General features: G+C 45.1%; 17 protein-coding genes and 1 other RNA gene. 14 read left to right on the top strand and 4 right to left on the bottom strand.

The window, feature by feature from the left end; all coding sequences use genetic code 11:
* Window positions 1-68: 68 nt before the first annotated feature.
* The 12 genes from KH172YL63_RS18860 to ssrA all read left to right on the top strand — a co-directional run bounded on the left by KH172YL63_RS18860 (window position 69) and on the right by ssrA (window position 14,436).
* A complete protein-coding gene (locus tag KH172YL63_RS18860; RefSeq protein ID WP_173107539.1) occupies window positions 69-1,088 on the top strand; it encodes a sugar-binding transcriptional regulator in 1,020 nt (339 codons plus the stop codon).
* Between the two features lie 55 nt (window positions 1,089-1,143).
* Window positions 1,144-2,151 (top strand): type I glyceraldehyde-3-phosphate dehydrogenase, encoded by a 1,008-nt coding sequence (gene gap / locus KH172YL63_RS18855; protein ID WP_044338275.1) that lies wholly within the window; start codon window positions 1,144-1,146, stop codon window positions 2,149-2,151.
* Window positions 2,152-2,333: 182 nt separating this feature from the next.
* Window positions 2,334-3,518, top strand: coding sequence for a phosphoglycerate kinase (locus tag KH172YL63_RS18850; protein ID WP_173107538.1), 1,185 nt, complete (start codon window positions 2,334-2,336; stop codon window positions 3,516-3,518).
* 62 nt (window positions 3,519-3,580) lie between these two features.
* Entirely contained in the window at window positions 3,581-4,345 is a 765-nt protein-coding gene (tpiA, locus tag KH172YL63_RS18845; protein WP_173107537.1) for a triose-phosphate isomerase, read from the top strand.
* Complete coding sequence (gpmI, locus tag KH172YL63_RS18840) at window positions 4,338-5,873, top strand: 2,3-bisphosphoglycerate-independent phosphoglycerate mutase (RefSeq protein ID WP_173107536.1); 1,536 nt, start codon at window positions 4,338-4,340, stop codon at window positions 5,871-5,873. Before tpiA ends, gpmI begins: the two co-directional genes overlap by 8 nt.
* 13 nt (window positions 5,874-5,886) lie before the next feature.
* Window positions 5,887-7,179: a phosphopyruvate hydratase gene (gene eno / locus KH172YL63_RS18835; RefSeq protein WP_173107535.1), complete on the top strand. Its 1,293-nt coding sequence runs from the start codon at window positions 5,887-5,889 to the stop codon at window positions 7,177-7,179.
* A gap of 234 nt (window positions 7,180-7,413) precedes the next feature.
* Complete coding sequence (gene secG / locus KH172YL63_RS18830; RefSeq protein WP_173107534.1) at window positions 7,414-7,641, top strand: preprotein translocase subunit SecG; 228 nt, start codon at window positions 7,414-7,416, stop codon at window positions 7,639-7,641.
* Window positions 7,642-8,235: 594 nt separating this feature from the next.
* Complete coding sequence (gene ltrA, locus KH172YL63_RS18825; RefSeq protein ID WP_173107533.1) at window positions 8,236-9,498, top strand: group II intron reverse transcriptase/maturase; 1,263 nt, start codon at window positions 8,236-8,238, stop codon at window positions 9,496-9,498.
* 739 nt (window positions 9,499-10,237) lie between these two features.
* Window positions 10,238-10,984, top strand: a complete 747-nt coding sequence (locus KH172YL63_RS18820) for an alpha/beta hydrolase (RefSeq protein WP_173107532.1) — start codon at window positions 10,238-10,240, stop codon at window positions 10,982-10,984.
* 27 nt (window positions 10,985-11,011) lie between these two features.
* Window positions 11,012-13,351 (top strand): ribonuclease R, encoded by a 2,340-nt coding sequence (gene rnr / locus KH172YL63_RS18815; protein WP_173107531.1) that lies wholly within the window; start codon window positions 11,012-11,014, stop codon window positions 13,349-13,351.
* 118 nt (window positions 13,352-13,469) lie between these two features.
* Complete coding sequence (smpB, locus tag KH172YL63_RS18810) at window positions 13,470-13,940, top strand: SsrA-binding protein SmpB (protein ID WP_173107530.1); 471 nt, start codon at window positions 13,470-13,472, stop codon at window positions 13,938-13,940.
* Between the two features lie 155 nt (window positions 13,941-14,095).
* Window positions 14,096-14,436, top strand: a transfer-messenger RNA (tmRNA) gene (gene ssrA, locus KH172YL63_RS18805).
* 428 nt (window positions 14,437-14,864) lie between these two features.
* On the opposite strand, the gene KH172YL63_RS18800 is transcribed toward ssrA, so the two are convergent.
* Window positions 14,865-15,272, bottom strand: a complete 408-nt coding sequence (locus KH172YL63_RS18800; RefSeq protein ID WP_173107529.1) for an LAGLIDADG family homing endonuclease — start codon at window positions 15,270-15,272, stop codon at window positions 14,865-14,867.
* Between the two features lie 144 nt (window positions 15,273-15,416).
* On the opposite strand from KH172YL63_RS18800, the gene KH172YL63_RS18795 reads away from it, so the two are divergent.
* Both KH172YL63_RS18795 and KH172YL63_RS18790 read left to right on the top strand, forming a co-directional pair.
* A complete protein-coding gene (locus tag KH172YL63_RS18795) occupies window positions 15,417-16,598 on the top strand; it encodes a permease (RefSeq protein ID WP_173107528.1) in 1,182 nt (393 codons plus the stop codon).
* Between the two features lie 386 nt (window positions 16,599-16,984).
* Complete coding sequence (locus KH172YL63_RS18790) at window positions 16,985-17,311, top strand: four-helix bundle copper-binding protein (RefSeq protein WP_173107527.1); 327 nt, start codon at window positions 16,985-16,987, stop codon at window positions 17,309-17,311.
* A 36-nt stretch (window positions 17,312-17,347) separates the two neighbouring features.
* Here KH172YL63_RS18790 and KH172YL63_RS18785 read toward each other — a convergent pair whose 3' ends face one another.
* The 3 genes from KH172YL63_RS18785 to KH172YL63_RS18775 are packed head-to-tail and all read right to left on the bottom strand — an operon-like array spanning window position 17,348 to window position 20,351.
* A complete protein-coding gene (locus KH172YL63_RS18785; RefSeq protein ID WP_173107526.1) occupies window positions 17,348-18,268 on the bottom strand; it encodes a F510_1955 family glycosylhydrolase in 921 nt (306 codons plus the stop codon).
* A gap of 16 nt (window positions 18,269-18,284) precedes the next feature.
* The gene (locus KH172YL63_RS18780; RefSeq protein WP_173107525.1) at window positions 18,285-18,974 is read right to left on the bottom strand and encodes a response regulator transcription factor; all 690 of its coding nucleotides are present in this window, start codon (window positions 18,972-18,974) and stop codon (window positions 18,285-18,287) included.
* Between the two features lie 18 nt (window positions 18,975-18,992).
* Window positions 18,993-20,351, bottom strand: a complete 1,359-nt coding sequence (locus KH172YL63_RS18775) for a sensor histidine kinase (protein WP_173107524.1) — start codon at window positions 20,349-20,351, stop codon at window positions 18,993-18,995.
* Window positions 20,352-20,535 lie beyond the last annotated feature (184 nt).

Genomic DNA, 20,535 nt, shown 5'->3' with positions numbered 1-20,535 from the left:
ATATGTCTATGCGGGACTTTTACAGTCCACCCATATCCACGCACTTCTTTTTGAAGGAGCTTTTAACTATGGAATCTTTAATTGACATACAAAAGCGATTATTACCCGACCTGCTTGAAGTTATGCAAAAGAGGCACCACATTCTTCGTTCCATCCGTTTCTTGCAGCCTGTTGGACGCAGGAGTCTTGCCCAGAACATGGGGCTGACAGAACGCGTGCTCAGAAGCGAAGTCGAATTCCTGAAGAATCAGGATCTCATCGATATCAAAACCTCCGGAATGATCATGACGGGGGACGGTATCCAGCTTTTAGAGAAGCTAGAAGGCATGATGAGAGAGATTTCCGGGATTAATTCAATGGAACAGGAATTAAAATCTTTACTGAATCTTCATCAAATTGTAATCGTTCCTGGGAATAGTGATGAGTCTCCTTGGGTAAAAGAAGAATTAGGACGTGCATCTGCTTCTAGTATGAAACGTCGCCTGAAAGGAAATACTATCATCGCTGTGACTGGAGGCTCGACGATGGCCGCTGTGGCAGAAATGCTGACGCCTGATTTCTCTGACGATGCCTTGTTTGTTCCTGCACGGGGTGGAATCGGGGAAGACGTTAAAAACCAGGCCAATACGATCTGTGCCAAGATGGCTGAGCATACAAAAACGCGACATCGTGTTTTATATGTGCCCGATCAGGTTAGTAAAGAAGTATATAAATCCTTCTTGAAAGAACCGATGATCAAAGAGGTATTGAATTTGATCAAATCGGCTAACATGGTTCTCCATGGAATCGGGGATGCTATCACAATGGCAGAAAGACGGAAAACCACTGAAGAAGATTTCGAGAAGATCACAGGTGGGCATGCCGTCGGGGAAGCGTTTGGTTATTATTTTAACGAAGCGGGTGAAGTGGTACATAAGGTGCCGACGATCGGTCTTCAATTAGAGGATTTAAGTCACATCGAGAACGTCATCGCCGTCGCAGGCGGCAGCTCGAAAGCGAAAGCAATCCGGGCGTATATGAAAAGTGCTCCGGCATCAACCGTGCTCATCACGGATGAGGGGGCAGCAAGAGAGCTTTTAAAAGGGTAAGCCCTTTTGAAATATAAAAAAAATCATCCTTAACATCTAAAGGAGGAAATTATTCATGGCAACAAAAATTGGTATTAATGGATTTGGACGTATCGGACGTAATGTATTCCGTGCAGCACTTAAAAATAACGACGTAGAGGTAGTAGCGGTTAATGACTTAACTGATGCAAACATGCTTGCTCACCTTTTACAATATGATACAGTTCACGGAACTCTTCAAGAGAAAGTAACTGTTGACGGTGACTACCTGGTAGTTGGCGGCAAAAAAGTAAAAGTACTTGCTGAGCGCGATCCTGCTCAACTTGGTTGGGGAGATCTTGGTGTAGATATCGTTGTTGAATCTACTGGACGTTTCACAAAGCGTGCTGACGCTGCGAAACACATCGAAGCTGGTGCGAAGAAAGTAATCATCTCTGCTCCGGCATCTGATGAAGATATCACAGTGGTTATGGGTGTTAACGAAGATAAATACGACGCGGCTAGCCACGACGTTATCTCTAACGCATCTTGTACAACAAACTGCTTAGCGCCATTCGCGAAAGTTCTTAACGACAAGTTCGGAATCAAGCGTGGAATGATGACGACAATCCACTCTTACACAAACGACCAGCAAATCTTAGACTTACCACATAAAGATTACCGTCGTGCCCGTGCAGCTGCTGAGAACATGATCCCAACAACTACAGGTGCTGCGAAAGCTGTATCTCTAGTTCTTCCGGAGCTTAAAGGGAAACTGAACGGTGGAGCAGTTCGTGTTCCAACTCCAAACGTTTCTCTAGTTGACTTAGTTGCTGAACTTGATAAAAACGTAACGGCTGAAGATGTAAATGCGGCGCTTAAAGAAGCTGCTGAAGGCGATCTTAAAGGAATCCTTGCTTACAGCGAAGAGCCTTTAGTTTCAACTGATTACAATGGTAGCCCTGCTTCTTCTACAATCGATGCACTTTCTACTATGGTTCTAGAAGACAACATGGTAAAAGTTATCTCTTGGTATGATAACGAGAGCGGATACTCTAACCGTGTAGTAGATCTTGCAGGTTATATCGCTTCTAAAGGACTTTAATATTTAAAGTTTTGTAAATTGACATCATTAGCATGGTGATTGATGGATAAATTTTGTCCCACCATCTATAATGAAGATGTGTTGAAGGGGAGCGGGGAAGATTCCCCTCTCCCCTTTCTTATTGTTGTTTCTATTTATTTGAAAAACATGAAGAAATTGAGAAACGAAGGAGGCCTTTTACGATGAACAAAAAGTCGATCAAAGATGTCGATGTAAGAGGGAAACGCGTATTTTGCCGTGTAGACTTCAACGTACCAATGTCTGAAGGCAAAATCACAGATGAAACCCGTATCCAGGCTGCACTGCCTACGATCAAGTACTTGGTAGAAGGCGGAGCGAAAGTCATTTTGGCAAGTCACTTGGGCCGTCCTAAAGGTGAAGTGGTTGAAGAACTTCGTCTGACACCTGTTGCGAAAAGACTTTCAGAACTTCTTGACACAAATGTTGCCAAAGCGGATGAAGCTTATGGTGAAGCTGTTCAATCGAAGATCAGCGACATGGCTGAAGGGGACGTCCTTGTATTGGAAAATGTCCGCTTCTACCCTGGCGAAACAAAAAATGATTCTGAGCTTGCGAAAGAATTCGCAGCGCTTGCAGATCTGTATGTGAATGATGCTTTCGGTGCTGCCCACCGTGCCCATGCTTCAACTGAAGGGATTGCAAAGCACCTTCCAGCTGTAGCCGGCCTTCTGATGGAAAAAGAGCTTGAAGTATTAGGAAAAGCACTTTCCAATCCGGAACGCCCATTCACAGCGATTGTTGGTGGAGCAAAGGTAAAAGATAAAATCGGTGTCATCGACAACCTTCTTGATAAAGTGGACAACCTGATCATCGGTGGCGGACTTGCTTACACATTCGTGAAAGCACAAGGCCATGAAGTCGGTAAATCACTTCTTGAGGAAGATAAGATCGATTTAGCGAAGCAATTCATGAAAAAAGCAGAAGACAAAGGTGTTAAGTTCCTCATGCCTGTCGATGTAGTCGTTGCAGATGATTTCTCTAACGATGCGAACACGCAGGAAGTGGATATCGATTCGATCCCATCTGATTGGGAAGCACTTGATATCGGACCTAAGACAAGAGCAATATTCCAAGATGCGATCAAGAGCTCTAAGCTTGTCATCTGGAATGGACCGATGGGTGTATTCGAATTAGAAACATTCGCAAACGGAACGAAAGCCGTAGCGGAGGCGTTAGCCGATGCAACAGATACATACTCTGTTATCGGTGGCGGTGACTCTGCAGCAGCCGTTGAGAAATTCGGCTATGCGGATCAAATGAGCCACATCTCTACAGGTGGCGGGGCTTCACTTGAATTCATGGAAGGAAAAGAACTTCCTGGAGTAGTCGCTCTTAACGATAAGTAATCGCTTTGTCAAAGACCAACAATCTTGCCGAAACGATTTAATAACCGGAAAGGATGAGTACAATGCGTAAACCGATTATTGCGGGTAACTGGAAAATGAACAAGACGCTTGGAGAAGCGAAATCCTTCACTGAAGAAGTGAAAGGTTTAGTGCCTGATCAAGAAGTTGTTGATTCTGTCATTTGTTCACCAGCCCTATTTCTAGAAAGCCTTGTAGGCTTAACAAAGGATTCAAAAGTGGCTGTAGGTGCTCAAAACATGCACTTTGAAGAGAACGGAGCGTTCACAGGTGAAGTGAGCCCTGTTGCCCTTGCTGACCTTGGTGTGCAATATGTCATCCTTGGACACTCTGAGCGCCGTGAAATGTTCAATGAAACAGACGAGTCAGTGAACAAGAAGACGCTTGCTGCTTTCAAACATGGGTTGACGCCAATCGTGTGCGTTGGTGAAACGTTAGAACAGCGTGAAAACAACGAAACAAAAGAACTTGTCGGAACTCAAGTGAAAAATGCACTTGCAGGTCTTTCAGAAGATCAAGTGAAACAAACGGTCATTGCCTATGAGCCAATCTGGGCGATCGGTACAGGGAAATCTTCTACAGCAGAAGATGCGAACGAAGTATGTGCCCACATCCGTCAAGTGGTTGTAGGAGAAGTCTCTCAGGCAGCGGCAGACGCAGTGCGCATTCAATACGGCGGCAGCGTAAAGCCTGCTAACATCAAAGAATACATGGCACAATCAGATATCGACGGTGCCCTTGTAGGTGGAGCAAGCCTTGAGCCTCAAAGCTTCCTGCAGCTGTTAGAAGGAGCAAGCAATAATGAGTAAGTCACCAGTAGCATTAATCATCTTAGATGGTTTTGCCTGCCGTAATACCACAGAGGGGAATGCTGTTGCACAGGCAAACAAACCGAATTTTGACCGCCTGTGGAATCAATATCCCCACAACCAGCTGACGGCAAGTGGAGAAGCAGTAGGGCTTCCTGAAGGTCAGATGGGTAACTCTGAAGTGGGTCACTTGAATATCGGTGCAGGACGCGTCGTATATCAAAGCTTGACCCGTGTGAATTTGGCCATCCGTGAAGGGGAATTCGAACAGAATACCACTTTCCTTGATGCGATCAATCACGCGAAGGCAAAAGGCACCAATCTTCATATCTTCGGACTTCTTTCGGATGGCGGCGTGCACAGCCACATCGAGCACCTTTATGCCCTTCTTGGTTTAGCGGCCAAAGAAGGAATGAAGGATGTTTATGTCCATGCCTTCCTTGACGGTCGAGACGTCGGCCCTCAAACGGCTAAGAAGTACATTGAAGATGCAGAAGCAAAAATGAAAGAAATCGGCGTCGGCCAATTCGCGACGATTTCAGGTCGTTACTACTCTATGGACCGGGATAAGCGCTGGGAGCGTGTGGAGAAATCCTATCGTGCAATGGTGTACGGCGAAGGCCCAAGCTATCAGGATCCAATCGAGCTTGTGAACGATTCATATGAAAACGGGATTTACGATGAATTCGTCATCCCATCCGTGATCACGAAAGAAAACGGAGAGCCGGTTGCGACGATCAAAGATGAAGATGCAGTCATCTTCTACAACTTCCGTCCAGACCGCGCCATCCAGATTTCAAATACATTTGCGAATGCAGATTTCCGTTCATTCGACCGCGGGGACAAGTCCCCTAAAGATCTTCACTTTGTGTGCTTGACACGCTTCAGTGAAACGGTTGACGGATTTGTTGCTTTCAAACCGACAAACCTTGATAACACGCTTGGTGAAGTCCTTTCACAAAATGGACTGAAACAGCTGCGTATCGCCGAAACGGAGAAATATCCTCATGTCACGTTCTTTATGAGCGGCGGCCGTGAAGATGAATTCCCAGGCGAAAAACGGATCCTCATCGATTCCCCTAAAGTAGCGACGTACGACTTAAAGCCTGAAATGAGTGCTTATGAAGTGACGGACGCTTTACTTGAAGAGATTCGTGAAGATCGTCAGGATGCGATCATCCTGAACTTTGCAAACCCTGATATGGTCGGTCACTCAGGCATGCTTGAGCCGACGATCAAAGCAGTTGAAACAGTGGATGAGTGCCTTGGCAAAATCATTGACCTCATCACTGAAAAAGGCGGAACGGCCATCATCACTGCAGATCACGGGAATGCGGATGAAGTACTGACTGAAGAAGGCACGCCAATGACGGCCCACACGACGAACCCGGTTCCTGTCATCGTGACAAAAGAAGGCATCGAGCTTCGTGACGGTGGAATCCTTGGAGATCTTGCCCCAACAATGTTAGAACTATTGAATGTCAATCAACCAGCAGAAATGACTGGAACATCATTAATTAAAAAATAAGGAGAGATTTTACATGCCAATCATTACAGACGTATACGCACGTGAAGTATTAGATTCACGCGGTAACCCAACAATCGAAGTAGAAGTTTATACACAATCAGGTGCTTTCGGGCGCGCGCTTGTTCCATCCGGCGCTTCAACTGGTGAATACGAAGCAGTAGAACTTCGTGATGGCGACAAAGGCCGCTACCTTGGTAAAGGGGTAGAAAAAGCAGTAGATAACGTAAACAACGAAATCGCTGAAGAAATCATCGGATACGATGTAACTGAACAAGTTGCAATCGATCACGCGATGATGGCGCTTGACGGTACAGACAACAAAGGTAAATTAGGTGCTAACGCAATCCTTGGTGTTTCCATGGCTGTTGCACGCGCAGCTGCAGACTTCTTCGGAGTTGAATTATACCAATACCTTGGCGGATTCAACGCGAAGCAACTTCCAGTTCCAATGATGAACATCGTTAACGGCGGAGAGCACGCTGATAACAACGTAGACATCCAGGAATTCATGGTTATGCCTGTAGGAGCTTCTACTTTCAAAGAAGGTCTTCGCATGGGTACTGAAATCTTCCACAGCCTGAAAGCTGTTCTTAAGGCAAAAGGTTACAACACAGCTGTAGGTGACGAAGGTGGATTCGCTCCTAACCTTAAGTCAAATGAAGAAGCACTTTCTACAATCATTGAAGCAATCGAAAAAGCAGGCTACAAGCCAGGAGAAGAAGTTCTTCTTGCAATGGACGTAGCAGCTTCTGAAATCTATAACAAAGAAGACGGTAAATACCACCTATCTGGTGAAGGCGTTGTTCGCACATCAGCAGAAATGGTTGATTGGTACGAAGAAATGTGCAACAAATACCCAATCATCTCGATCGAAGACGGTCTTGACGAAAACGACTGGGATGGTTTCAAACTTCTGACTGACCGTATCGGTAAAAAGGTTCAATTAGTAGGGGATGACTTATTCGTAACAAACACGACTAAGCTTTCTCAAGGTATCGAGCAAGGTATCGGTAACTCAATCCTGATCAAAGTAAACCAAATCGGTACACTGACAGAAACATTCGACGCGATCGAAATGGCGAAGCGCGCTGGTTACACAGCAGTCATCTCTCACCGTTCTGGTGAAACAGAAGACAGCACAATCGCTGACATTGCAGTTGCAACAAACGCTGGTCAAATCAAAACAGGTGCTCCATCACGTACAGACCGCGTAGCGAAATACAACCAACTTCTTCGCATCGAAGATCAATTGGCTCACACAGCTCAATATCTTGGCGCGAAAACTTTCTACAACGTTAATCGCTAATCGCGATTGAAGAGAGGCAGCCCCGTCTTTTGACGGGGCTGTTTTTTTATGGTGTGATTTCATCTGACTTTCATCTGACTTTCATCAATCGCATGTACCGTGTGCAAGACTAGAGGTGAACAACCTCTCTTGCATCCAACTCTTTACATAATTCAAACAATATTACCTTGTCCACTTCATCTTTCCTATGGTAAACTAGAACTAATGTTATGTTCGTATCAGGAGGTGGGACTCATGCACACAATACTCATCACTTTACTTATTATCGTATCGATTGCACTTATTGCTCTTGTATTACTTCAGTCAGGTAAAAGTGCTGGACTTTCAGGGGCCATCTCTGGTGGTGCAGAACAACTTTTCGGAAAACAAAAAGCGCGTGGTATTGACTTGGTACTTCACAGAATTACCATCGTATTATCAGTACTATTCTTCGTACTTACCATTGCGATCGTAGCTATCTAATACGAACCAAAACCTGATCATTAAGGTCAGGTTTTTTTATTGTGCGCCCGGCATGGGTGTGATCTATAGGGTGAGAGTCCCGAGCCGTGAAGACAGTTGTAGCGGTTAGCTTAACGCAAGGGTGTCCGGGGTGACCTGGAATCTGAAGGAAGCGGGCGGCAAACCTCCGGTCCGAGGAACACGAATCTCATATAAGGCTTGTTGCACTGGATGAGTCTGCAATACAAGATGAAGTCCGAACTGTCGAAGGTGCAGAAAGTAAATGAGGCGGATAGATGGAGGGAAAGATTACACTCTTACCCGGGGAGATCTGGCGGATACGCCTTGAACACTTGGTAACCGGAGAAGCGATTCTCCGCTGAACCGCCAGAAGTCAGCCGAGGTCATAGTACCGGCTTTTCTCGAGGAAGCCGGGAAGGACTGAACAATCAAGAGAGTGTCACGACCTGGCTCATGGTAACTGAGAGACTCACAGACAATCTGAAAAGAGCTGTCCATTTAGAGGTAACGGTGAATTCCGTGAGGGCTGGTGGAAGTGTGAGGCAGGGCCATCGAAAGAGGAAACGTGACACACGAAGGAAAGGAATATCAGTGATGTTGATGAATATGATTCTGTCTAAACCGAATATGCTTGAAGCACTGAAACGTGTAGAACGTAATAAGGGAAGCCATGGCGTGGATGATATGCCCGTACAAAACCTGCGATCGCATATCATGCGCGAATGGCAGTCGATTCGCAAGAATCTCCTTGGGGGAACCTACAAGCCGGGCCCGGTACGTCGAATCGAAATCCCGAAACCAGACGGCGGCGTCCGGTTGTTAGGCATCCCAACGGTGACAGACCGTATGATTCAACAATCAATTGCCCAGATACTCTCCGGGATATACGAGCCGACCTTCTCTGATCATAGTTATGGGTTCCGACCAAATCGGAGTGCCCATGACGCCGTTAGAAAAGCGAAGATGTATATCCGGGAAGGATATCGCTGGGTTATCGATATAGATTTAGAGAAATTCTTTGACAGAGTGAATCATGATAAGCTCATGGGTCTTCTGGCGAAGAAAGTAAAGGACAAAGCACTTCTGAAACTGATTCGTTCTTACCTCAATGCAGGAATTATGATAGAAGGTGTAAAGGTGAAAAGTGAGGAAGGTACGCCACAGGGCGGACCTCTCAGTCCATTGCTTTCTAACATCATTTTGAATGAACTGGACCAGGAATTAGAGAAACGGGGGCTACGCTTTATACGGTACGCAGATGATTGTAATATCTTTGTCCGTTCGCCAAAAGCCGGTAACCGGGTGATGACTTCAGTGACAACGTTTCTTGAGAAGAAACTTAAACTGAAGGTAAACCGAAAGAAATCTGCGGTGGACCGACCTTGGAGAAGAACGTTCCTTGGCTTTAGTTTTACATCAAATCGCAAACCAAAAGTCAGAGTGGCCTCCAAAAGTATAAAACGGTTAAAACAGAAAATCCGCTCTCTAACTTCCAGATCTTCAGGATGGTCGATGGAGGTTCGAATCAGAAAGCTGAACCAATATTTAATGGGATGGATCGGCTATTTTCAGCTGGCTGATACACACAGCTTCCTAAAATACCTGGATGCATGGATCAGAAGAAGATTGCGAATGTGTCTGTGGAAGCAGTGGAAACTGCCGAAAACTAAAGTCCGTAACCTCATTGCGCTCGGCGTTCCAAAATGGAAGGCGTATGAATGGGGAAATACCCGGAAGGGATATTGGAGGATCGCACAAAGTCCAATACTACACAGAACCCTTGGCAATTCCTTTTGGAATCGCCAAGGGCTCCTAAGTCTTATCGATAGGTATGAAAGTCTTCGTCAATCATCTTGATTGAACCGCCGTATACCGATTGGTACGTACGGTGGTGTGAGAGGTCGGGGATTAATCATCCCCTCCTACTCGATTAAGTGGATTTGTTGGTGTCTGTTGGTGCGTTATTTTTCGTCAAAAGATGTGAGTGGCAGGTCGCCCGCTATTTTTCGACAAAATGATCATATAATTAAAATCGGGCTCATATATCAGGATTCCTGCTCATAAATCTCGAAACGGGCTTATATATGAAAAAATGGGATCATATTTTCGGGAAACCGGCTCATAAAAGAGGGCATGGCCTGATATTCGACGGTATGGGAGCGTAAACCCCCTTCACAAAAACGAAAAATAGCTATTTTTGACTGAAAACAAGCCGTTTTCCTCAGAAAATGAGTGGGGAAATGAAGTTTTTAGCTGTTTCCTTGCAGGGATCAGATCCAGCACGAACGCATGGAGCAAACCGCGCTCAATCTCATACCAAAAAATCATCCTTTTACAAGCGAAATATTGGATTGTCACCCTGATGTTTGCTAAAAATAAAGAGGAAGAGTGGATTAAACAAACGTTTAATAGAATGAAGCCCGTCTTATCAAGCTTTCTAGCTGTTAATCAAACGTTTGTTTAAAAAAATACACGAAAACCCCATTACATACCAAATTTGTTTAAACAACTGTTTAATAGGATAAAGCCTGTCAGATCAAGGTTTATAAATCCTAAACAAACGTTTGTTTAAATTCTGATAAAGGAGTCAAAAGAGATGAAAACCGTTTTACCTAAACCATTTACCTTTGAAGCAGGGCCCCGTGCCGTATTATTGCTTCACGGCTTTACAGGGAATTCTGCCGATGTCCGGATGCTTGGACGTTTCCTGGAGAAAAAGGGCTATTCATCCCACGCCCCTCATTATAAAGGACATGGTGTCCCGCCTGAAGAATTGGTCCACACAGGGCCTGCTGACTGGTGGCAGGATGTCATGGACGGTTATGAGCATTTAAAGAGCAAGGGATATGAAGAGATCGCGGTTGCCGGCCTGTCACTGGGAGGGGTATTTTCTCTGAAATTAGGTTACACTGTACCTGTAAAGGGTATTGTCCCTATGTGTGCGCCAATGTATATAAAAAGTGAAGAAGTCATGTATCAAGGGGTTGTGGATTACGCCCGTGAATTTAAGAAATTTGAAGGAAAACAGGAAGATCAAATTGAAAAAGAAATAGAAGAATTCAAGAAAACGCCGATGAATACATTGAAGGCCCTGCAGGAATTGATTGCAGATGTGCGTGAGAACGTGGATATGATCTATTCACCGACGTTTGTTGTACAGGCCAGACATGACCATATGATCAATACAGATTCAGCAAACATCATTTATGACAGCGTTGAGTCTGATGAGAAAGAAATCAAGTGGTACGAAGAGTCCGGTCATGTCATTACATTAGATAAAGAAAAAGAACAGCTTCATGAAGACGTCTACGCTTTCTTAGAGAAGTTGGACTGGAAGGTTTGATGAATTCGATGATCAGGAGGGATTGTCATGGACGAAAATATTAAAGAGCATGTGGATAGGCTCCTTTCCTATATGAAGGAAGAAGCGTATAAGCCATTGACGGTACAGGAGCTTGAAGAGGCATTCGGAATTGAAGGATCGACGAACTTCAAGGACTTTGTCAAAGCGCTTGTTGTAATGGAAGAGAAGGGCCTTGTCGTACGTACGAGAAGCAATCGTTACGGCCTGCCTGAAAAAATGAATCTGGTAAGAGGGAAGATATCCGCTCATGCGAAAGGATTTGCGTTTGTGATACCGGAAGAATCGGGAATGGACGACATTTTCATCCCTCCTAACGAGACAAATAACGCCATGCATGGTGACATTGTATTAGTAAGGGTTTCGACATCTTCTTCAGGTTCACGCCGGGAAGGGACCGTTGTGCGTATCGTGGAGCGTGGGGTCGATCAAATGGTCGGTACGTTCACCGAGAGCAAGCATTTCGGGTTTGTCATCCCTGACGATAAAAAGTTCGCGAGCGATATCTTTATCCCGAAATCCGCTCAGATGGGAGCGACGGAAGGACATAAAGTCGTCGTGAAATTGACTTCCTATCCTGAAGGCAGAAAGAGTGCCGAGGGTGAGGTCATTGAAATCCTCGGTCATAAAAATGATCCTGGAGTCGATATCCTCTCGATCATCCATAAGCACGGAATTGATATTGAATTCCCTGATGAGGTCATGGATCAGGCGAACAACGTGCCGAGTGAAATCGATGAATCTGAGATCACGAACCGGAAAGACCTCCGGGACCAGACCATCGTCACGATCGACGGTGCAGATGCGAAGGACCTTGATGATGCGGTCACGGTCACAAAGCTCGACAACGGGAACTATAAGCTGGGGGTACACATCGCAGACGTGACCCACTATGTGAAAGAAAGCTCCCCGATTGATCAGGAGGCATTTGACAGAGGGACGTCGGTTTACCTTGTAGACCGGGTCATCCCGATGATTCCGCACCGCTTATCGAACGGGATCTGTTCCCTTAATCCGAAAGTGGACCGCTTGACCCTTTCATGTGATATGGAGATTTCACCTGAAGGCGAAGTCGTCAAACATGAAATCTTCCAGAGCGTCATCAAGACGACGGAAAGAATGACGTATTCTGATGTGAACAAGATCCTCGTGGATAAGGACGAAGAACTGCGTAATCAATACGAGCCCCTCGTCCCGATGTTCGAAGACATGGAGAACCTTGCACAGATCCTCCGTACAAAACGGATGAAGCGGGGCGCCATCGATTTTGATTTCAAAGAGGCGAAAGTGTTTGTGAATGAAGAAGGGGAGCCGACTGAAGTCGTCCTCCGTGAACGTTCGGTTGCCGAGAAGCTGATCGAAGAGTTCATGCTGGTGGCGAATGAAACAGTGGCCGAGCATTTCCACTGGATGGACGTTCCGTTCATTTACCGTATCCACGAAGATCCGAAAGAAGATAAGCTGCAGCGTTTCTTCGAGTTCATCACGAACTTCGGATTGATCGTGAAAGGAACAGCGAACAGCATCCATCCACGTGCCCTTCAGGAAATTGTCGAGGACGTACAGGGAGAGCCGGAGGAGATGGTCGTTTCAACCATGATGCTCCGCTCCATGCAGCAGGCGAAGTATGACCCTGAAAGCCTTGGTCACTTCGGACTGGCGACAGAGTTCTACACTCACTTCACCTCGCCGATCCGCCGCTATCCTGACTTGATCGTTCACCGTTTGATCAGAACCTACCTGATCGAAGGGAAACTCGACCAGGCGACCCGTGAAAAGTGGGGCGCCCAAATGGGTCACATTGCAGAGCATACGTCGAGCAGGGAGCGCCGTGCCGTCGATGCCGAGCGTGAAACCGATGAGCTGAAGAAAGCAGAGTATATGGAAGATAAGGTCGGTGAGGAATACGACGGAATCATCAGTTCGGTTACGAATTTCGGACTGTTCGTCGAATTGCCGAATACGATCGAAGGCCTGGTCCATGTCAGCTATATGACCGATGATTATTACCGTTTTGACGAGCGCCACCTTGCCATGATCGGTGAAAGGACGGCCAATGTGTTCCGGATCGGTGACGAAATCACGGTACGCGTCGTCAACGTCAATAAAGATGAACGGGCAATAGACTTTGAAATCGTTGGCATGAAGGGCAAACGCCAGGAACGTGAAGGCCGTGTCCGTTCGATTTCTTCGGATAAAGGTGGTAACCGTGACAAATCAAATCGCTCTTCTTCCCGCAAGAAGGACGGGGAGTGGTCAACACGTCCGCCTAAAAACAACAAAAAGAAAAAGTCGAATAAGAAACACTTTGAAAATGCACCCCGAAGCAAACGTAAAAAGAAGAAATAATGGATTCAGGAGCAATGGGACAACCTTTGCTCCTTTTCCTTTCAGGGTGTAAAGATACAATTTTTCTTCAAAATATGAGATAATAATGAGTAAACCAGCGATGACTAGGGGGATTCCAATGCCAAAGGGAGAAGGCAAGCTTATTGCCCAAAATAAAAAGGCGAGGCATGATTATGCCGTAGAAGAAACATATGAAGCAGGTCTTGTACTGCAGGGGACGGAAATCAAATCGATCCGCGGTGGCCGTGTGAACCTGAAGGATTCCTTCGCCCGCGTACAGAACGGCGAAATCTTCATCCACAACATGCATATCAGCCCATATGAGCAGGGAAATCGATTCAATCATGAACCGCTCAGAACCCGTAAACTGCTCCTTCACCGGAAACAGATCAACAAGCTGATCGGAGATTCGAAGGAAGCGGGATACTCGATCGTTCCGTTAAAGCTCTACATCAAAAACGGTGTGGCCAAGCTGTTGATCGGACTTGCACGTGGTAAGAAGAAATATGATAAGCGTGAAGACCTGAAACGGAAAGAAGCGAACCGATCCATCCAGCGTGAACTTGCTCAGCGCCAAAAAGGGATGTAAACTACAGATTTCCGGAATATGCCATTTGCAATTATCACAGGATTTGTTATACTAATAGATGTCGCAAGGTTATTGTGGCAAGTAAGAACAATTGAATAAGTGACTTACACGCTTAACTTATTCTTTCCCGTTCTTCCCTTTTTATATGGGGACGTTACGGATTCGACAGGGATAGTTCGAGCTTGGGTTGCGAGCCGTAGGGGTCGTCTACGATAAAACGCCAAAGCCAATAATAACTGGCAAAACTAACAATAACTTAGCTTTAGCTGCGTAATAGCACTTTAGCTGTTCCTCCCTCCATCGCCTATGTGGTAGGGTAAGGGACTCACTCTTAGTAGGCTACGCCGGAGTCCACCGTCTGAGGACAAAGGAAGAGACTAATCAGACTAGCTGCACGGACGCCCGTCGATAGGCAAAAGCTGCAGCGAACTTGCGAATATATCGACTACGCTCGTAGACGCTTAAGTGGCGATGTTTCTGGACGTGGGTTCGATTAGTTCATAGTCGCCTTATGTGGTAACACATAAGTGAAAATTTGGCTTTATCGGTGAAACCTAAGTCACACACTGTGTGATAAGGCAATGCCGAGCGGTATGTGGAGCAATCCAACAGCCGTGTATCGACTTATAGGCTGCCGGATTCCGGTAGTACTAGGATGCGGAATGCTATCTGACAATAGATAAATTCATATTTCGCATAATACGCCAAAGGACCTGAAACTACAAGGTTCAAGATATAGTCAGTGCCATGTCGAAAGCATGGAAGTGCACGTCCCACCGTCTCCACCAAATACATATTTGGTGGTTTTTATTTTTACATAACTTGAACATAAATTCTCTCTTAGATTTATGCAAAGCCATGTTTATGCTATTTAGCTTAAATATGGCTTTTTTATATATACGAATATGAAGAAAGTGATAAATATCATAATTTGAAAAATTCCTCTTCAAAAAATACTTTTTGTTTTAATTTATCCGGACTATACTTTCCGTTTCTGATTGTCACCCTATCATAATGTTCAAGTATCCAAGAAGCACGTTTTTTCTTCTTTTTAACCCTTAGAAAGGGGTAGATTGATTTTAATATAAACAGTACTTGATCCTTTGTTTTGATCGTAATTGTATAAGAATTTAAGTGGCGATCTGGATGGTAGTTCTTTTTGTTAGTAATATGCCCATTTGTTAATAATTTGATATATTCCAGCAATTCATAATCGGTTGAGGCAATGGTAATGCATGGGCGCCTATGTTCTTTTTCATGCATGCGTGTCAAAGTAATCGAACCTTCACCATCAATAATTCCTGCCAGATAAGCGGCTTCCCAATCTTCCATAAATAACAACTCCTCTTTGAATCTTTATTTTGAAATATTCCTCTTTGTTAGAGTTTTCTAACCAACTAAATTCATTTTTTGCATCATATCTGCACAATTACTGGGTATGGTATAAACACCAAGCTTAGAAAAGGAGATGATACTTTGTTGGATTTAATTGGCGAATCAGCCAAGACCTCTCTGGGGTACTTTTGGAAGTCGGGCTGGGCATTTGTACTGGGGTACTTGATCAGCTCCATGATCCAGGCGTTTGTCCAGAAGGATAAGATGGTGAAGTATATGGGGGATGCGAGCTTAAAATCGGTCGGATTGTCCTCGCTCTTTGGGGCGATCAGTTCATCTTGTTCCTTTGCGGCCCTGGCGGCAGGAAGGAATTTATTTAAAAAAGGGGCACACTTCATTCCGACACTGGCCTTCTTGTTTGCTTCTACCAATTTGGTTATCGAGCTGGGCATCCTGATCTACATTTTCCTCGGCTGGCAGTTCGTTGTGGCCGAAATGATCGGCGGAGTGATACTGATTCTGGTCACATGGGTGCTGGTAAAACTGACATTCCCGAAGAAGTTAGTGGAAGAAGCCAGGGAGCATGTTGAAGATGAAGAGGAAGAGAATGAAGAATTCGATTGGAAAGACAAGATCAGGTCAAGGGAAGGCTGGCTGCAGGTTGGTCATGAATTCGTCATGAACTGGAAGATGGTATGGAAGGAGATCACGATCGGGTTCACGATTGCCGGGATGATGGCGACCTTTATCTCGGAAGATACGTGGAAGAGCTTTTTTCTGGCAGATCAGCCTGACTCATTCTTAAAGGTAATGGAAAACGCCCTGATTGGTCCGTTGGTGGCCATGCTCACTTTTATCGGGTCAATGGGGAATATTCCGATTTCGACGATACTCGCTTCGAGCGGTGTCGCATTTGCAGGCATCATGGCATTCATTTATTCCGATCTGGTCGTTCCGCCTATCGTAGCGGTTCATAAAAAGTATTACGGCCTGAAAACGGCACTGTACATTGCAGGTGTCTTTTACGTTTCCATCATCTTGACGGCACTCGGCATGCATTACGGATTCACAGCGATGGGCCTTCTGCCGGAAGATGCGAAGCAGGTCATGAATGAAGATCCGTTTAAGATCGACTATACGTTCTGGCTGAATATCGTTTTTGCCGTCGTGGCAGGGGTGAGCATTTACTTGAATGGATTATTCAAGAAGTCAGATGCCCACGCTCACATGATGCAAATGGAAGGGGACTCGAAGTTCAAGACGATTGTGACTTATGCATGCCTGCTTTATCTGGCTGTAGGGATGGTACTGTTTATGATATAGGCATCTATTTTTACTTTGCGTCTATAAGAGCTCCACTGAAAGGAAACGACAATAGATTGAAAATGATAGAAAAAGTAAAATCCGGACGCTGTTCGCGTTTCTTCAATGAAACCCGAACTCGTCCGGGTTTTATTTTGTTTTGAAAAAATTCAACAGCGGTGTACCATTAGATGTTTACTTATGTGTATTTGAAGAACCGATTTAACTTAGCAGGATCCCGGTCCCTCCGCAAAATCCCCTTGTTTACCCGTGAATTTTGCAGATATTTTGCAAATGAAAGTTTTCCTGAATAAATCAATAAAAATATGAATTTTCCGTTTAAGGGCTTTTGAACTGGATATAGTAAATATGTAACGAGTCACACAAATACCAGGGAGGAATTTAACATGTCACACGAAAAATATCAATCTGTAATCAAAGCGCTGCATGAATGTATGGAAGCGTGCAATCATTGTTATGATGCTTGCCTACAGGAAGAGAACGTGAAGATGATGACAGAGTGTATCCGTTTGGACAGGGAATGTGCTGATATGTGTGCATACTTAGAACAATCCTTAGTAAGAGGGACACCATTTGCGGCGGATCTCGCCCAGTTGTGTGCGAAGATTTGTGAAACGTGCGGGGAAGAATGTAAGAAGCATGATCATGATCATTGTCAAAAATGTGCCGATGCATGCTTCAATTGTGCAGAAGAGTGCAAGAAAATCGCGTAACGATTAAAAAAGCGGAGACACCAGGTCTCCGCTTTTTTAATTTGATTGAGGAAGCTTTCCTTTATCCGCAAGCCTCTCCCAATTCCTTCCGTTGTCGGTGGTGGTGAAGATGTCATTCTCATATGTCACGATCGACCATTCTTCTGAAGACACAGGGCTCCCTGAAATATACATGATCGGATTATCTTGAGATAATTCAGGCGTAGGGAAGGGGGATATATCCAATGAATCTTGGTCCAGCTCATATAACTGGATACTTCCTTCCTCGATGCGTGCCAATAGTCCACTCTCCTCGGTTAAGTAGACACTCGTCGTCACCTTGGCATCACCCGCATTTTGAAAGGAATCCCCGCCGTCTCTGGATATGAATAAGCCGTCTTTACTGGAGATGGCAAGCACGTCTTGGTTTGTAGGGTGGATAGCGATATTCCCGATCGAAGTGGAATCAAATCCTTTCATCTCAAGCTGCTCCCAATTCTCCCCTTCGTCCATCGTCCGATGCAGTCCTGCTTCCAACTCCGGATGTGGCTCTTCATTTAATGCATACAGCACCCTGGATGAGTAGCCTGCCCCGAGATAATGAAAATCCAACTCTCCGTAAAAGGCCAGCTTTTCAAGGGTCTCGCCCTCATCTGTACTTTTCACGACACCTAAAGGATTTTTTAAATCAGAGCCTTTTTCAGGATGTCCACTGGAATAAAAGCCGTCTTCAGAAGCTTGAAACCCCATATAATCGTGTTTTTCCCCGGTGGTTTCATACCATACAGCGTCTTTGTATTTCATTAGGCCGTCATGAGTGGCAATGACCAGCTCTCCTTTATGGTCCGGGTACCCGATTCCATGGATGTGATCGATGGTCGTGTTGTCAGTTTTGATGAAAGAGTATTCTTCCTTGGAGGAAGAACACCCGGCGAGGCTCAAAGAAGTGATAAGAAATAGTGCACTGATCTTTTTCATTGATTCTCCTGCTTTCTCATGATATTTTCCACTGATAGCCGATTCCCCAGATGGTCTTGAGATGATTCTCAATCGGGAATCCGGCTTTTTTCAATTTATCCCTCAGGTTCCGAATGTGGGAGTCGACGGTCCGGATATCGGTTTTGGAATTGATGTCCCACACCATCAGGAGGAGCTGTTCCCTTGTGTAGACGCGGTCAGTATGTTTCATCAAGGACTGAAGGAGCTTGTATTCCTTCATGGTTAAGGAAAGAACCTGATCCTCAAATTGTAATGAATACGTATGGCCGTCCAATGTGAAGGCTCCCCTGGTGAGAAGATGGGAATCCGCCGCCTGATCATAACGGTTTTTTCTCCTGAAAAGGGCATTCACCCTTGCGACAAGTTCTTCTTCGTCAAAGGGCTTGGAGATATAGTCATCCGCCCCGGCGTTCAACCCCTTTACGATGTCGTCTTTGTCTCCCCTTGCCGTCAACATGATGATCGGGACGTGGGAGAATTCCCTGATTCTTTCGCATGTTTGAAAGCCGTTCAATTCAGGCATCATAATATCTAAAATAACGAGATCGATGGGATGCTTCTTCATATACTGAATCGCATCATAGCCGTTATTCTTTTTAGCGCATGTGTAACCGTGTGGAGTCAGGTAAAGCTCCAGCAGGTTCATCATCCGTATTTCATCATCTATCAATAAAATCCTATTCACTGGTCATGCCTCCAAGCGTTAAAGTATGATGACAATCGATGTCCCTAAACCGGGTTCACTTTCAATGGTGATGTGACCTCCATGTGCTTCTGCCAGCTCCTTCACGATGGATAAGCCAAGACCCGATCCGCCATGGTCCCTTGAACGTGATTTCTCTACCCGGTACAACCGGTTGAACACATGAGGGAGCTCTTCAGGAGGTATCCCCATGCCCTGGTCGTTTACAATAAGGCTCATTTTCCGAGACTCATGCTGCTTGAGGATCACTTCAGTCGTTGAGCCGGTTTTAGAATATTTCAATGCGTTATCCAGCAGATTCATGATCATCTGCTCGAGGCGGATTGGATCTGCTTTGAAAGGAATGTCATCCTCAACCTTCAGGACAAGGCTCATTCCTTTCTCTTTAAAGGCAGGCGTCATTTTACTGATGATTTTTTCAACATAAGAAGATTGGATTTCTTCCTTTTTGATGGAGAAATTGTTTTCATCGATCTTAGCAAGTTCAAACAGGTTTTCGATTAGTTGTACGATGGTCGTTGATTCTTCCTTGATGATCTGTAGGTATTCTTTTCTTTCCGACTCGGGGAGATCATCCCGGAGTGCGACATTTGTATATCCTTTTACATAGGTGAGCGGGGTCCTCAGCTCATGTGAAATATTAGCCAGGAATTCAGAGCGCTCATGCTGGATCGTCTCAAGGTCATTTGCCAGCTTCTGGATTGAGGATGAGAGCTCTCCAAGTTCATCCTTACCAAGTTGCGGAAGCTTGACCTCGAAATTCCCCTTGCTCAGCTCTTCGGTGGCTCTTTTCATTTTAAGCAGGGGACGGGTCAGCATCTTGGAAAGGAGGAAATGGATACAAGCCAATATGATGAGACTCATGATACCGGCAAGCAGGAAATGGCCGTTCAGTTTGCTGATTAACGTTCTGAGTGGTGCCGCGCTTTTAAACATATACACGTAGCCATCATGCTCCCCATTCTTGAAAGCGGTGACGGTGGCAAGATAATTTACATCCTTCCAGTTCGCTTCGATGACCGTTCCTTCCCGGGAGAGAGATGAGGGCATGTCGTTGATCAAAGCGCTCATGCCGGCCGTGACGTCCCTGGAGCTTGTAATGATGTCATGATGTTGATCCGTTATCACAACTTCAGTTTCCGTTTTCGATTCCATGAGGGCGATATGGTGAAGGGTCGTATTGGAATAGCGATCTTCGAGAACATCACGGTGACTGTTCCCCCGGGATAAAATCGACTGGAACTCCTCTTCGATCCTTGAATCGATGATATTGTCATGCAGATACAGCATCAACAGTCCTTCCATGATTAAGACCGCAACGGTAAAGTAAGCTGCTAATTTAGTAGATATTTTATTCATCAGTCACAACCTCATTTAGTCTTTTTCTTCTTCAAGTGTACAGTGAAAATATGAAAAATGTATGCATAAACCCTTCATTTCTGCGGTTTTCTTCGTGACAGGAGAAAATACCTTTGTTCTCCATAGAATCTGCATACTTACAGGATAAAATGTAAAAGATCTTATTCGAAAGGAAGGAACAAGC

The organism is Bacillus sp. KH172YL63 (assembly GCF_011398925.1).
In the GTDB taxonomy this organism is placed as follows: domain Bacteria; phylum Bacillota; class Bacilli; order Bacillales; family Bacillaceae_B; genus Rossellomorea.
Note: the sequence above shows the minus strand (reverse complement) of the source record. Positions and strands in the feature narration are given on the sequence as shown.

Excerpts from the sequence above, each read along its gene's own strand:
- gpmI (WP_173107536.1), top strand. The coding sequence starts at position 4,338 with ATGAGTAAGTCACCAGTAGCATTAATCATCTTAGATGGTTTTGCCTGC.
- KH172YL63_RS18800 (WP_173107529.1), bottom strand. The coding sequence starts at position 15,272 with ATGGAAGATTGGGAAGCCGCTTATCTGGCAGGAATTATTGATGGTGAA.
- KH172YL63_RS18785 (WP_173107526.1), bottom strand. The coding sequence starts at position 18,268 with ATGAAAAAGATCAGTGCACTATTTCTTATCACTTCTTTGAGCCTCGCC.
- KH172YL63_RS18860 (WP_173107539.1), top strand. The coding sequence starts at position 69 with ATGGAATCTTTAATTGACATACAAAAGCGATTATTACCCGACCTGCTT.
- ltrA (WP_173107533.1), top strand. The coding sequence starts at position 8,236 with ATGTTGATGAATATGATTCTGTCTAAACCGAATATGCTTGAAGCACTG.
- gap (WP_044338275.1), top strand. The coding sequence starts at position 1,144 with ATGGCAACAAAAATTGGTATTAATGGATTTGGACGTATCGGACGTAAT.
- KH172YL63_RS18775 (WP_173107524.1), bottom strand. The coding sequence starts at position 20,351 with ATGAATAAAATATCTACTAAATTAGCAGCTTACTTTACCGTTGCGGTC.
- tpiA (WP_173107537.1), top strand. The coding sequence starts at position 3,581 with ATGCGTAAACCGATTATTGCGGGTAACTGGAAAATGAACAAGACGCTT.
- KH172YL63_RS18790 (WP_173107527.1), top strand. The coding sequence starts at position 16,985 with ATGTCACACGAAAAATATCAATCTGTAATCAAAGCGCTGCATGAATGT.
- smpB (WP_173107530.1), top strand. The coding sequence starts at position 13,470 with ATGCCAAAGGGAGAAGGCAAGCTTATTGCCCAAAATAAAAAGGCGAGG.
- rnr (WP_173107531.1), top strand. The coding sequence starts at position 11,012 with ATGGACGAAAATATTAAAGAGCATGTGGATAGGCTCCTTTCCTATATG.
- KH172YL63_RS18820 (WP_173107532.1), top strand. The coding sequence starts at position 10,238 with ATGAAAACCGTTTTACCTAAACCATTTACCTTTGAAGCAGGGCCCCGT.
- eno (WP_173107535.1), top strand. The coding sequence starts at position 5,887 with ATGCCAATCATTACAGACGTATACGCACGTGAAGTATTAGATTCACGC.
- secG (WP_173107534.1), top strand. The coding sequence starts at position 7,414 with ATGCACACAATACTCATCACTTTACTTATTATCGTATCGATTGCACTT.
- KH172YL63_RS18850 (WP_173107538.1), top strand. The coding sequence starts at position 2,334 with ATGAACAAAAAGTCGATCAAAGATGTCGATGTAAGAGGGAAACGCGTA.